Raw genomic sequence first — 13,576 nt, 5'->3', positions numbered from 1 at the left:
GGTGGCGAAGGGACTGCTGACGGACTACCGCGAGTCGTTCGGCAAGTTGGACCCGTTGGGTCTGGCGAGGTTTGTCACGGTGCAGGCGGTGGAGATCGCGGTCGAGAAGGCCGCGCTGCGTCCGTTGATCGAGCGGCTGCGGGACGTCGTACCGAATCGGAACGACCGGAGTGATGCAGGGGATCCGGATGCCGGGTTGCGGGACGACGCGTACCACTCGGGGCTGCTGCGGTTCCGGGAGCAGCACATGCTGTCGGGGGTGGCGCGGCGGCTGAAGGGCGGGATCGACGCCGGCGACGATCCGTTCGACGTGTTCAACCGGTGCCAGGACCATGTGATCGCGGCCGGCCGGGCGCATGTGGACCGGATCGTTCTCGAGGCGTTCCAGTCCGCGGTGCGGAACGCGCCGGAGGAAATCCGGCCGCGGTTGCAGGATGTGTACGACCTGCATGCGCTGGCGACCATCGAGGCGGAGCGCGCGTGGTACCTCGAGCACGGGCGGCTCTCACCGGGGCGTTCGAAGGCGATCACCGCCCTCGTCAACGAGTTGTGCGCGGTCGTCCGTCCGGCTGCGGTGGAGCTCGTCGACGCTTTCGGAGTACCGGGCTCGGCAACGGAGGTGCCCATGGTTGTACCGTCACAGCATGAGTGAGCCGATCGAACCCGCGTCGGCTGCCGAGGCCGCCCGTGAACTCGCCCGGGTGCTGCTGGAGCAGGCTGACGCTCTGGACCTGCACGACCTGCGGGCCACCGGCGCGATCGAGAACGTCCGGGTCCAGGCCCGGGCGCTCGCGGACGCCGTGCACGAACGAGGCTGGGGCGACATCTTCCTCGGGATCGACTCGTACGACCCCGACGAGCTGGACGACCTGCCTCTGGGGCCGGACGACTTCGACGACCCCGCGGACTACCGGGAGATCGTCGAGGGCAACGCGCTGGACGACCTCGAGGAACTGGAGGAGCCGCTGCTGCCGGAGAGCGGGGTCCGGCTCAGCTACCAGGCGCGGTACGACTACGTGGTGACCGATCCGGACGCCTTCGTGCAGTACGTGCGGAGCCGCGCGGACGAAGCGCAGAACGACGAGGTGATCGACGACATCGAGGACGCGCAGTCGGCGTTCGAGCTGCTCTGCTACCTCGACGGACTGGGCTCGAAGGAGTACGAGTCGTTCGGGCTGATCCCCGGCGGCGGCGAGGAGTCCCACAAGATCGTCCGGTTCTCCCTGTGGGACCTGGACCCGACCCGGCGCGACGACACCTACCCGTACTAGACCGGAAACCTAGGCCCGGAAACAGAACCGCCTCGCTGTACTGGTCCCCAGCAGCACCAGTACAGAGAGGCGGTCTTCAGTAAGAAACGCCGACCGTGCCGGGCGTTGGTCGCCACCTCACTGGCGACCAACACCCCACCGACACGGCCGGCGTCCTGCTGTTGCCCCGAGAGGGCAGTGGCCCGAAGGAGGGCGGTCCCGCGTCTCATTCCGTGGCCGGCAGGGGAGGTACAGTCCGGTCGCGGACGGGAGTACTGCGAAATCCACCTGGACCTAGTGCCGGCGACCCGTCCGCCGCCGACAAGAGAACGTTGTCACGCGGCCCGCGTACCGGGAATCCTCCGGTTCAAACATTTGCATTGCCTTTGAAGTAAGCAACGCTCAGTAAAAATTCCCTCACTTTCCGTACAGATGTTGCCTTCTGCAACAACTAACCACTCGTCAAGATTTCCTGTGCTCATTGACGGAGCTGGGTGAGAACGGCGATCACCCGGCGGTGGGTGTCCGGGGCGTCGTCGATCCGCAGCTTCTGGAAGATGCTCCGCATATGGCTCTCGACCGTCCGCTCGGCGAGCACCAGCTGCGCGGCGATCGCGCCGTTGGAGCGCCCCTCCGCGACCAGTGCCAGCACCTCGCGTTCCCGCGCGGACAACGCGGCCAGCGGGTCGTCGGCCCGCGTCGGCGCCACGAGAGCGGCGACGATCGTCGGATCGAGCGCCGATCCACCGTCCACGACCCGGCGCATCGCGTCCAGGAAGTCGCCGACGCGCAGCACCCGGTCCTTGAGCAGGTACCCGAACCCGCCGGTGCCGACGAGCTCGACCACGTGCCGCGTCTCGATGTGCTGCGACAGCATCAGGATCGGGCGGTCCGGCCGCTCCGCACGCAGTGTCACGGCCGCCCGCGCGCCGTCGTCCGTCATCGTCGGCGGCATCCGTACGTCGATGATGGTCAGGTCGGGATCCACCGCGCGCACTACGTCGACGAGCGAGTCCGCGGTCTCCGCCGTACCGGCGACGTCGTGACCGTTCTCGGTCAGCAGCCGGCTCAGCCCCTCACGGAACAAGGCGGAATCCTCGCCGATCACGATGCGCACGGGATCTCCACGGTGATCGAGGTCCCGGCCCCGGGTGGGCTGTCGACCGTGAACTCCCCGCCGGCCGACGCGACCCGGTCCCGCATCGACCTCAGCCCGAACCCTTCCCTGGCCCCGCCGACACCGTCGTCGCGCACCACGGCCCGCAGTACCTGATCGGTCACACCGACCGAGATCGAGATCCGGGTCGCCCGTGCGTGCTTGAGCGCGTTCGCGATCGCCTCGCCGACCGTGAAGTAGACCGTCGTCGCCGCACTCTCAGCGACCTCCAGTTCGGGTACGACGAGATCGACGGGCAGCGTGCTGTCCGCGACCAGGTCCCGCAGCGCGACGGCAAGACCGTCGTCGAGCCGACTCGGCCGCACCCCGTGCGCGATCCGCCGCAGCTCCGCGACAGTGTGCTCGAGCGTCTCCACCACCTCGTCGAGCTCCCGGTACGCCGGTACGCCGGGGGACAACTGGTACTGCACCGACCGCAGCCGCATCCCGATCGCGATCAACCGCTGCTGCGCGCCGTCGTGGAGGTCCCGCTCGAGTCGCTGCCGTTCGGCCGCCACGTCTTCCATCAGGCGGGCCCGACTGGCGCGGACCTCGGCGAGTGCCTCCCGCAGTTCGACCCGTAGCCGGCTGACTTCTATCGGCAGCCGTGCCTCCACGACGGCCTCGCGCGCCCGCCGGAGCCGCCGGGCCGACGTCGTCCCGAGGGTGAGTGCTCCGACCAGGGAATCGCCTGTGCGCAAAGGGATCGCGCCGTCGGGGACGTCGAGTTGCTCGCCCGGCCGACGGAGCAGTACGCGAAGCCCCGGATCGTCGAGGGCGTCGCGCAGTACGGACTCGATCTGCTCGGGCTCGGCCTGGCCGTCGCGAACCCGGCGGACGAAGTCGCGGATCCTGGCCAGGGCCACGGTCCGGTCGGGGTCGACCAGCCGGGCGACGGTCCGATGGATCCAGTGGTGCAGGGGGAGCAGCGCGAGTGCCGTGACGAACGCGGCGGTGGTGATGCCCACCCGGTCGGGGAAGAAGTTGCCGACGGCAAAGACCACGGCGGCGAAGACGGCCGCGGAGATCAGCGTGGTGACCAGCCAACTCAGCGTGGTTCCGAGCAGCCGGTCGACGTCGAACAGGTCGTGGCGAAGGATCGCCACCGTGATCGCACCGGGAACGAGGATGAACATCGTGATCAGGAAACCGCCGTACATGACGTCTGCCGGCGCGCCGAGCACAATGCCCAGCCAGCTCGTCGCCAGCAGGATCGGAACGCTGAGCGCGGCAACGGTCAGCCAGCCCAGTCGAAGCCTCGTCGGTCGGTCGCCGCGCCGGTAGCGCACGACGAGGCTGGATGCGGCGGTGAGCAGTACGACGAAGAAGAGGGCGAACGCGCCGAAGTTCAGCCCCCTGCGGAGCGGATCGGGCAGCCGGAACGGCGGATCACCGAACCGGCCGTCGGCGAAGTTGGCGAGATCGGTGGCGACGGCGAAGTTCACCAGGGCGGCCGAGACCGGGACGGCTGCCCAGATCAACCGCCACCGCCGGCCGGGCAGCGGGCCGTCCGGGAACAGCAGAACCAGAGCGACGAAGCCGAGGAACAGCCACGCCCAGACACCCCCGCTGATCACCCCGACGACGCGCGCGCCCGGCCAGGGCGCGTCGGTCCCGTACGTCGAACCCCAGTCCTCCACGGTGAAGACGAGGGCCGGCATCAGCGCCGTCAGCGCCAGCGCGGGCCCGATCGGACTCGCGGGGGCCCTGGCGGCCACGAGACAGCCGAGGAGGAGCGAGGGCAACAGCAGACCTGTGCTGACCGGCCAGTCCGCGGTGTCGCCGATCGATGCCGGACCGTAGGCGAGCACCGCGCGCACGCCGGCGACCGCGACGAACAAGATCGTCGCCGCGGCGACAAGCCTCCGAGGCCGGAACACAACCTCATGATGACGGTGGGTGGATGGTTTCGCACCAGTGTCAGCACTTAAGGGACATCAGCGACTGGGATCCGGCGACAGCACCGATGTGCAGGAGTGCCTGCGAGCGGGATCGTGACGGGGTCAGATCTTCCAGGAGGGGATTCCCATGGTTGCCATCGTCACCGTTCTGTTCGCCTTCCCGCTCGGCTTCTTCCTGCGGAACCGGACCTCGGCGTACCTCGCGTACGTCGCGATCTTCGGCTACTCGTTCACGTTCCAGACGCTCTACCTGCTCCGCTCCTGGGTCGGCGACAACAACGAGGCCTTCAGCGCCGATCCGGACAAGCCACCGCTCGACTACCTCGCCGTCACCGCCGGCATCTACCTCGTCGGATTCCTGCTCATCACCCTCGGCCACCGTCTGGGCGCCAAGCGGCGCAACCGGTCGCTGACCGTCGATCTCGACGCGACCGCCTGACCGGCAGGTCAGGCGAGTTCGAGTGACGGGCGGACGGGGACGTCGCCGTACGTCGTGGTCCGCTGCCGGGCCGGCCGCCCGGCGGCGGTGGCCATCGCGGTGAGTTCGGCGATCGACTTGCGGCTGCCGTGCTTGGAGCCGGCCATCCGGCTGATGGTCTCCTCCATCAGCGTTCCGCCGATGTCGTTGACGCCGCCGTTCAGTACGGCGACGCAGCCGTCCACGCCGAGCTTCACCCACGAGCACTGGATGTTGTCGATCCGGCCGTGCAGCATGATCCGCGCCATCGCGTGCACCGCCCGGTTCTCGTCGTACGTCGGGCCTGGCCGGGCGACACCGGCCAGGTAGATCGGCGAGTTCTGGTGGATGAACGGGAGCAGCACGAACTCGGTGAAGCCGCCGGTCTCGTCCTGGACCGCGGCGATCGTGCGCAGGTGCTGGACCCAGTGGTGCGGCGCGTCGACGTGGCCGTACATCATCGTCGAGCTGGACGGCAGGCCGACCTTGTGCGCGGTGCTGATCACCTCGATCCAGCTTGCCGTCGGCAACTTTCCCTTCGTGAGGATCCAGCGGACGTCGTCGTCGAGGATCTCGGCCGCGGTGCCGGGGATGCTGTCCAGCCCGGCCTCCTTCACCGAGATCAGGAACTCCTCGATCGACAGGCCGGTGCGCACCGAGCCGTTCACGATCTCCATCGGCGAGTACGCGTGGACGTGCATCTCCGGGACCCGGTCCTTGACCGCGCGGACCAGGTCGGCGTACGCCGTACCGGGCAGGTCGGGGTGGATGCCGCCCTGCATGCAGACCTCGGTCGCGCCGATCACCCACGCCTCCTCGGCCCGCTGGCCGACCTCGTCCATCGACAGCGAGTAGGCGTCGGCGTCGGTACGGCGCTGGGCGAACGCGCAGAACCGGCAGCCCGTGTAGCAGACATTCGTGAAGTTGATGTTCCGGTTCACGACGTACGTCACGTCGTCGCCAACCGTTGCCTTCCGCAAGTTGTCCGCGATCCCCGCGAGCTCGTCCAGTGATGGACCGGTCGCGGTCATCAACGTCAACGCCTGAGCATCGGAAAGCCCGGCGGGATCACGCTCGGCTGCGGCCAGTGCGGCGCGCACATCACCTTCGATCCGTTCAGGTGCAGACCTCCCGGCGACCTGCTCACGCAGTACATCCCAGTCGCCGTACGCCGCGTCGAAGTCGGAGCGGGTCTCGGTACGACGGCCCTCGGTGTCGATCGCGGTGTGCAGGTCGGTGCGGCCGACGCTGTCCCAGCCGCCATCGGGCTCCTGCCACGGGAGGCCGACCGGCAAAGCCGATTCGTTGGCCAGACCGGTGGCAGGGTCGACGAGTGCCTCGACGTGCGAGATCAGGCGCGGATCGAGCCAGGGCTCCCGCAGGTACTCCGGGTGCGCGGTGAGCCGCTCGCGCAGCTCGAACCCGGCGTCGGCGGTCACCTTCGCGAGGTCGTCGATCTGCGGCCACGGGCGCTCCGGGTTCACGTGGTCCGGGGTGAGCGGCGAGACCCCGCCGAAGTCGTCCACACCCGCGTCGAGCAGCGCCCGGCACTCAGCGAGGTCGACGAGGTTCGGCGGCGCCTGGACCCGGACCCGCGGCCCGAGCACGACCCGCGTCACGGCGATCGCGGCCAGCCACTCGTCCAGCGGTACGTCGGCGTCGTTGCGCATCGCGGTGTCCGGCTTCACCCGGAATCCCTGGATGATGACTTCCTGGATGCCGTTGTACTGCCGGGCGATTTTCCGCAACGCGAAGATCGAGTCGGAACGTTCCGGCAGCGTCTCCCCGATGCCGATCAGCAGCCCGGTCGTGAACGGCACGTTCGACCGCCCGGCGTCCTCGAGCACGCGGAGCCGAACGGCCGGGTCCTTGTCCGGCGACCCGAAGTGCGGCTGGCCCTTCTCCTCGAACAGCCGCCGCGACGTGGTCTCGAGCATCATCCCCATGCTCGGCGCGACCGGCTTCAGCCGCTGCAGGTCCTGCCACGACATCACGCCGGGGTTCAGGTGCGGCAGCAGACCGGTCTCCTCGAGGACCCGGATCGCCATCGCCCGGACGTAGTCGAGCGTGCTGTCGTACCCGGCCTCGTCGAGCCACTGCCGCGCCGCGTCCCACCGGTCCTCGGGCGCATCGCCCAGCGTGAACAGCGCTTCCTTGCAGCCCAGCGCCGCTCCCTGCCGCGCGATCTCCAGCACCTCGTCGGGCGACAGGTACGGCGAGTGCACCCGGCCCGGCGTGGTCGCGAAGGTGCAGTAGTGGCAACGGTCCCGGCACAACCGCGTGAGCGGGATGAAGACCTTCTTCGAGTACGTGATGATCCCCGAGCGGCCGGCATCGGCCAGCCCTTGGTCGCGGACCCTTGCCGCGGTGGTCATCAGCGCGGTCAGCGCGTCGCCGCTCGCGCCGAGCAGCACCTCCACCTCCACCGGGTCGAGGGTCTTGCCGTCATCCGCGCGCTTCAGGGCGCGCCGCATCGCTGTCGTCAGATCAGGGGCCACGAAATCCGAGCCTAAGTCGCGGAAAACGCTGGATCCCGCGATTCCGGACAGCAAAATCAATCCGTACAGACGTCCTGATAGTTTGCTGTTCGTGCAGGTCAGGCGGGGTGTGGACGGGCGCCGGGTGCGCGGCGAGCAGCGCCGGAGCGAGTTGCTCGCGGCGACCCTGGCCGTGATCGAACGCGACGGAGTCGCAGGTGTGAGCCATCGCGCGGTGGCCGCGGTGGCCGATGTCTCGGTCGCGTCCATCACCTACCACTTTCCGACGCTGGACAACCTGCTGGTCGCGGCACTCCAGTCGGCCGCGGAGGACCTCGCCGTCGAGCTGCACGGCCGCGGGAGCGAGCTGGGCGCACGACCGGCCGACGAGTTGGCGCGGCTGATCGAGCACAGCGTCGTACGGCGACGTGGCCGGACGCTGGCGCTCTACGAGTTGTACCTGTACGCGGCCCGGCGGCCAGAGCTGCGGGAGGCGGCCGGTGCGTGGCTGGAACCGCTGACGGAGATCGCCAGGGCGTTCACCGCGGATCCTCAGAAGGCGAGGCTGTTGGTAGCCGCGCTGGACGGACTCTTGATGCAGGCGCTGATCGGCGCCCGCGACCTGGACCAGGCCGACGTCGCCGCGTTATTGGAGGTGCTGAGGTAGACCGCGCCGAGTAGGGTCGCGAAGGAACTCGCCAACAGGGAGGTCCTCAGTGTCAGAGCCCCCAGTGCAGCCACTGTTCGCATCCGCAGCCCGCGCCGTCCGGAAACTGCAGGACCTCGGCGATCCGCTGCCCGCCGACGTGGTCACGCAGCTGTCCAAGCTGGAGAGCAGCTCGCTGAGCGACGCGGAGCGCCGTACTCAGCTCGGGACCCTGCTGCGACCGTTCGTACTCCTGGACGTGTCGATCGACGAGCAGGGGATCGCGTCGTGCGCGCCGGGCGCCGCGCCGCCGCGACTGGTGCAGCACGGCTGGCGCAGCTTCCTCGTACAGGTGGCGAATCCGCACCGGATCGAAGCCAACCTGACCGCGGGGAACAGCGGTGTGTACGGCGTGATCGACTATCTGAGTCACTCCGCGCGGATCGCGTTGCACGACACGCTGACCGTCGTCCCGCGGATCAAGGACGCGTGGCTGGACGCGAAGATCGCCGGACCCAGTGAGCTGTCCGGCGTCGAGGCCGAGTACAAGGTCATCAGCCTGTACGCCCGCGACGGTGGCATCAAACAGGGTGGACTGTCGCTGTTCGCCGCGGACGAGCACAACCATCACAGCCTGAGCCGGTCGCCTCTGCAACTCGCGGGCTTCCGGACGAACTTCGAGTTGCGTGAGTACGCCGCTTCGTTCGACTTCGACTGCGCCACGGCCCGGGAGATCCGGCTCGACATCCGGGAGCCCGACGGACGCAGTTGCATGGCCGCGATCACCGTGCGGGACGGGCAAGGACGCTCGTACCCCTCCAAGGCGATGCGCCTGGCGCCGGACATGTTCTTCCACGAGCACGTGTATCGGGCGACCGGCGAGATGATCCGGCTGCCCGAGGGCCAGTACCAGGTCACCGCGATCCGCGGACCCGAGTATCGGCCGGTACTTCTGGAGGCGAATGTCGACGCGGGCACCGAGGCGATTCCGATCACGCTCGACCGCTGGGTCGATCCGGCGAGCCGCGGCTACTACTCGGGCGACCCGCACATCCACGCCGGCGGTTGCTCGCACTACAACGTCCCGAGCGAAGGCGTCACGCCCGAAACCATGATCCGGCATGTCCGCGGGGAAGGTCTGTGGCTGGGCAGCGTGCTCACCTGGGCGCCGTGTTACTACCACCAGAAACAGTTCTTCAGTGGCGAGTCGATCAGCCCGCCGGCCGAGCTGGAGGACCCGGCGATGCAGGCCGCCCAGGGCATGACCTGGACTCCGCAGCCGACGGATCGCGATGCCGAGAGCGCGCTGCGGTACGACGTCGAGGTCTCCGGGTTCCCGTCCAGTCACTCCGGTCACCTGATCCTGCTCGGGCTCACCGACCAGGACTATCCCGGGACGAGTCTCATCGAGGACTGGCCGTCGTGGAACCTGCCCGTACTGCGCTGGGCCAAGGAGCAGAACGCACTGGTCGGGTACGCGCATTGCGGTGTCGGCCTCGGGGTCGGCACCGAGGAGTTGCCCAACTACATCGTGCCGTCGTTCCAAGGCATCGGCTCCAACGAGATCGTGGTCGACGTACCGCTGGGTGCCGCTGACTTCCAGTGCGGTGGCCAGTTCGCCCCCGCGGCCGAGCTGAACATCTGGTACCACCTGCTCAGCGTCGGCTTCCGGACCCTCATGCTCGGCGAGACCGACTATCCGTGCATGTACGACGAGGGACCGGGCGTCGGGCGTACGTACGTGCGACTGGACGAGCCGCCGTCGGGCCCGCAGGCGATCGAGGCGTGGACCACCGGTCTGCGGGAGAGCGCGTCGTACTTCGGTGACGGTCGTAGCCATGTCTTCGATCTGGCGGTCGACGGCGATGTCGGTCGTGAGCACCGGTTGGACTCGCCAGGCCCGGTCCGGGTCAGCGCGACCGTGGCCGCCTGGCTGCCCGAGGAGCCGCCGCCACCGCCGGCAGGGCGTCCGGCGTACAGCGCGCCGGTCGGCTGGCACCTCGAGCGGTCCCGGATCGGCACGTCCCGGTCCGTGCTGGTGGAGGCCGTGCTGAACGGTGTCGCGGTGGCCTCGCAGGAGTTGGTTGCCGATGGCACCGAGCAGGAGGTCGGGTTCGACGTACCGGTGGAAGAGTCGTCCTGGCTTGCGCTGCGGATCCTGCGCAGCGTGCACACTCAGCCGATCTTCCTTGAGGTCGGCGGCCGGCCGATCCGGGCCTCCCGCCGCAGCGCTCAGTGGCTGCACGACTCCGTCGACCAACTGTGGACGGTGAAGTCGGGATTCATCCGGGACGACGAGCGGGCTGCCGCCCGGCAGGCGTACGACGAGGCGCAGGCGGTCTACCGGTCGCGGCGAGAAGAATGCGAGACGGACTGATGACTCACCAGGCACCTGCCATCGGCTGTTGCGGGCCGGTCGACACCGATGCGCCGCTCGCGGTGACGATCAACCCGGAGGCGCGGGTGAACGTGGCCCGCAGCGGTGCGCCGATCGGAACCTTGAAGCCAGGCGAGTGGCACACGCTCGCCGTGACGGTCGTCAACGACGGCTTCGTGACCGGGCCGTTGGCCGTCGAGGCCGAACCGGTCAGCGGGCTCCAACTCGACCTGCCGGTGCACGAACTCACCGGTGAGCATCGTCAGGACGCGGCGTTCCGGGTCCGGCTCGACGCGCCCACCGTTGTGGACGTGACCCTAACCTTCCGGGCTCTCGGTGCGCTCGGTGGTCTCGCCAACCACAGCACCGTCAACCTGCTGCTGTCGGCCCGCGAGTGAGGTAGCGCGCGAGCTACCTGTGGTCGGGTCCTGACGCCAGGGCCTGTTCCAGCCGCAGGCTGTTGGCTAAATGCATGCTGAGGTTGTCTGTCGGGGCGCTGCGGACCAGGTGGCAGCTGTTCGCCGGTGCGGTGGTTGCTGTCGCGCTCGGGGTCGGGTTGGTGCAGTCCGGGTTGCAGATGCTGGCCGCGACCGACAGGCCGGTGTTGCCCGCGGGACTGTCGGCGTACGAGCGGGCCAAGGTCCGTGAGGGGTACGTCGGGGCCGCGACGCTGCTCGGAATGTCGGTGATGCTGGCCGTTTTCCTGAGCGTGTTCATCGTCAGTACGACGTTCGGCTTCATGACTGTGCAACGGCGGCGCGAGTTCGGGCTGCTGCGGCTGGTCGGAGCGCAGCGGGGCTACCTGTGTCTGATTGTCGTGACGGAGGCGGGTCTGCTCGGGGTGGTCGGCAGTGTGGTCGGGTTGCCGTTGGGCGTGTTGGCGACCTGGGCGCAGTCGTGGTTGCTCGTTCGGTTGGGGATGCTGCCGGAGTGGTTCGAGGCGCCGTGGGGTCAGGGCGCGGTGTGGGCGGCGATGATCGTCGGCGTGAGTACGGCGTTGGCCGGCGTACTCGCTGCGGCCTGGCGGGCGTCGCGGGTCAATGCGCTCGAGGCGATCGTCGAGGGACAGGCGGCGCGGCGGGTGATGACGGGATGGCGGTGGTTCTGGGGATTGTCGGCCGCGTTCGGCACGGTCCTGCTGGTGATCGTGGCGCAGGCGGCGCGGGACCTCGTGGCCGGGCTGATGATCGGGCTGGTCGTGATGATCAGCGGGTCGGTTGCGTTGAGCCAGTTGAGCCCTGTCGTCGTGCCACTGGTCGGCCGGCTGCCCGCGATCGTCGTCCGCGGCAACTTGATCGCGGATCTCGCGCGGGCCGGCGTGCTGCACGCGGTACGGCGGAGCGCGGCGACCGCGGCACCGTTGATCGTGCTCGTCGGACTGGTTATCGGGCTGTGGGGCACGTTCGGGTCGCTGGCGAAGGCGGTCGGGGTCGAGCAGAAACAGTTGATCACGGCGGATGTCGTGGTCGATCACGTCGTCCGGCCCGGGCCGGGGATCGTGGCGGCCTCGGTGCAGACCGCCGTACCGATCGCTGTGACGCGGGGACGGAAAACGCTGTACTCCGAGGCGATCGGGATCGATCCGGCGGCGTACCAGCAGACCCACAAGCTGCGGCCGCGGAAGGGCTCGCTGGATCGGCTGAGCGGGCGGACGATCGCGATCGGACCGGGGATGGCGGCCGAGGGCTACAAGCTCGGGTCGACGCTCAAGATTGCTCTGGGCAACAGATCGATCGCCGTGAAGGTGGTCGCGATCATGCCCGAGACGCTCGATGTGAGCGAGAACTTCTTCGTTCCGAGGAGTCTGCTGCCGGCCGGTGGGCGGACCGAGACGCTGGTGAAGCTGGCGTCTGGTGCGACGCTGGACGGCCAGACGGTCGAGCAGTGGGCCGAGGCTCGTGGTGAGGCGCAGCAGCGCAGCAACTCGGGACTGTTTGCCGCGCTCCTGGGGTTGGCCGGGATCTTCACCGCGGTCGCGGTCGTCAACGCGGTCGTCATGTCGACAGCTGACCGGCGGCAGGAGTTCCACCTGGCACGGTTGGCCGGTCTGACGCGGGCGCAGGTCGTGATGGTCGCGCTCGTGGAGTCCGGGACCGTTGTGGTGGTCGGCGTACTGCTGGGATCGCTGGTCGCCGCGGCCGCGCTCGCCGGCATCGCGGCAGGGCCTTACGGCCTTGCTGCGTTGGCGATTCCGTGGCGGTTGCTCGGACTGATCTTCGCGTCGGCGCTGGTGGTCGTCGGGGTCGCGGTGGCGCTCACTGCCGGTCGCGCCACGTCTCACCGGCTCGGCACATACCGAGCAGAATGACGTGGTGGAACGGCCGGATCAGGTTGTAGTAGAACCTCCCGGCGGGCCGCAGGAACTGCACCAGCGTGACGACCTTGACCGTCGCCGGCCGCTCGTTGTCGGTGATGAACGCGAGCCACGCGTCCAGGTGGTTGTCGGAGACCTTCAGCAGCAGGTAATGGTCCTCCTCGCCGCGCACGACGGTGAAGAACGCGTTCTTCTCGCCCGGCGTGAAGCTCACCGTCTCGGGCCGCAGGCACCGCGAGTCCGGTACGCCGGTGGTCTCGAGGCGAAGGACCGCGGCCACGGCCATCCGCACCGCGAACAATCCCTTGACCCACAACGGACTGTGCCCCAGTGCGCCCGCGACGAACTCCCGCAGCGTGACGTCGCCCCGCCCCGTCTTCACATCGATCTCGTCCACAACCGGCACCAGATCGTCCAGCTCGTGCAAGGTGGTCGGCATCTGCGCTCCTCTAGTCGATCAGCCGGAGAACCAGGTCGTAGATCTCCCGCACGTCCCGCTTGCCGATCGGCGGCACCACCTGCTCGGCGCCGATCAGAATCAGGTACAACAACTGTGCGAAGCGATCTGGGTCCACGTCCGCACCCAGTCCACGGCACAGCTTCTGCAGGTACGCCGTCCGCGCCTTGTCCACCCGCTCCTGCGCGGCCCGCACCTCGCTGTCCTGCAAGGCCCAAGCGCGTACGGCGATCTCCAGGGCCGCGCTTTCCGGGTCAGCCAGCACCAGCCGCAACAGATGCTGGAGCTTCGCGTTCGCGTCACGACCGTCTTCAACGGCGTCGATCAGCCGGGTCGTGTTCCGCGCCTCGAAGTACTCCAGCAAGGCCGCCTTGTAACCGGAAGCCCCGTTGAAGTGGTGGTAGTACGACCCCTTCGTCACCCCGAGCGCACCGGTCAACCGCTCGATCGTCACCGCCGGCGCACCTTCCGCCGCCAGCAACTCGAGCCCCGCGTCCAACCACTCCGTCCGACTGACCACGTCCCAGACCATACCATACCG

12 protein-coding genes are annotated in these 13,576 nt (G+C 68.7%); 7 read left to right on the top strand and 5 right to left on the bottom strand.

Translation table 11 applies throughout. The features are described 5' to 3' along the window. Together EV649_RS20320 and EV649_RS20315 are read left to right on the top strand one after the other, a co-directional pair. Positions 1 to 652 (top strand): acyl-CoA dehydrogenase (locus tag EV649_RS20320; RefSeq protein ID WP_277875685.1); only part of this gene is annotated, 652 nt, incomplete at its 5' end. Beyond that, complete coding sequence (locus EV649_RS20315; protein ID WP_130384993.1) at positions 645 to 1,271, top strand: hypothetical protein; 627 nt, start codon at positions 645 to 647, stop codon at positions 1,269 to 1,271. The genes EV649_RS20320 and EV649_RS20315, both read left to right, overlap by 8 nt. A gap of 457 nt (positions 1,272 to 1,728) precedes the next feature. Here the strand turns inward: EV649_RS20315 and EV649_RS20310 are convergent, their stop codons facing one another. Both EV649_RS20310 and EV649_RS20305 read right to left on the bottom strand, forming a co-directional pair. Then, on the bottom strand, positions 1,729 to 2,367 hold the full coding sequence (locus tag EV649_RS20310; RefSeq protein WP_130384992.1) for a response regulator transcription factor: 639 nt from the start codon (positions 2,365 to 2,367) through the stop codon (positions 1,729 to 1,731). Further along, complete coding sequence (locus EV649_RS20305) at positions 2,355 to 4,286, bottom strand: sensor histidine kinase (protein ID WP_130384991.1); 1,932 nt, start codon at positions 4,284 to 4,286, stop codon at positions 2,355 to 2,357. Before EV649_RS20305 ends, EV649_RS20310 begins: the two co-directional genes overlap by 13 nt. A 148-nt stretch (positions 4,287 to 4,434) precedes the next feature. Between EV649_RS20305 and EV649_RS20300 the strand changes: the two genes are divergently transcribed. After that, on the top strand, positions 4,435 to 4,746 hold the full coding sequence (locus EV649_RS20300) for a hypothetical protein (RefSeq protein WP_130384990.1): 312 nt from the start codon (positions 4,435 to 4,437) through the stop codon (positions 4,744 to 4,746). Between the two features lie 8 nt (positions 4,747 to 4,754). On the opposite strand, the gene EV649_RS20295 is transcribed toward EV649_RS20300, so the two are convergent. After that, positions 4,755 to 7,238: a bifunctional FO biosynthesis protein CofGH gene (locus EV649_RS20295; protein WP_130385134.1), complete on the bottom strand. Its 2,484-nt coding sequence runs from the start codon at positions 7,236 to 7,238 to the stop codon at positions 4,755 to 4,757. Positions 7,239 to 7,353: 115 nt separating this feature from the next. On the opposite strand from EV649_RS20295, the gene EV649_RS20290 reads away from it, so the two are divergent. The 4 genes from EV649_RS20290 (at position 7,354) to EV649_RS20275 (ending at position 12,572) form a co-directional block, all read left to right on the top strand. Beyond that, positions 7,354 to 7,908, top strand: a complete 555-nt coding sequence (locus EV649_RS20290; RefSeq protein ID WP_241998418.1) for a TetR family transcriptional regulator — start codon at positions 7,354 to 7,356, stop codon at positions 7,906 to 7,908. Between the two features lie 49 nt (positions 7,909 to 7,957). Further along, a complete protein-coding gene (locus EV649_RS20285) occupies positions 7,958 to 10,264 on the top strand; it encodes a CehA/McbA family metallohydrolase (protein ID WP_130384988.1) in 2,307 nt (768 codons plus the stop codon). Beyond that, positions 10,264 to 10,662, top strand: coding sequence for a hypothetical protein (locus EV649_RS20280; protein ID WP_130384987.1), 399 nt, complete (start codon positions 10,264 to 10,266; stop codon positions 10,660 to 10,662). The genes EV649_RS20285 and EV649_RS20280 overlap by 1 nt, the downstream gene beginning before the upstream one ends. Before the next feature lie 74 nt (positions 10,663 to 10,736). Continuing rightward, positions 10,737 to 12,572 (top strand): ABC transporter permease, encoded by a 1,836-nt coding sequence (locus EV649_RS20275; RefSeq protein WP_130384986.1) that lies wholly within the window; start codon positions 10,737 to 10,739, stop codon positions 12,570 to 12,572. On the opposite strand, the gene EV649_RS20270 is transcribed toward EV649_RS20275, so the two are convergent. Beyond that, positions 12,520 to 13,017, bottom strand: a complete 498-nt coding sequence (locus EV649_RS20270; RefSeq protein WP_130384985.1) for a DUF2867 domain-containing protein — start codon at positions 13,015 to 13,017, stop codon at positions 12,520 to 12,522. The two genes, EV649_RS20275 and EV649_RS20270, sit on opposite strands and share 53 nt — an antisense overlap. A 10-nt stretch (positions 13,018 to 13,027) precedes the next feature. After that, the gene (locus EV649_RS20265) at positions 13,028 to 13,555 is read right to left on the bottom strand and encodes a TetR/AcrR family transcriptional regulator (protein WP_130384984.1); all 528 of its coding nucleotides are present in this window, start codon (positions 13,553 to 13,555) and stop codon (positions 13,028 to 13,030) included. Positions 13,556 to 13,576: the final 21 nt, after the last annotated feature.

The sequence above is a fragment of the Kribbella sp. VKM Ac-2569 genome (genome assembly GCF_004216905.1).
Lineage (GTDB): Bacteria > Actinomycetota > Actinomycetes > Propionibacteriales > Kribbellaceae > Kribbella.
This window is presented reverse-complemented; position numbering and strand designations above follow the sequence as displayed.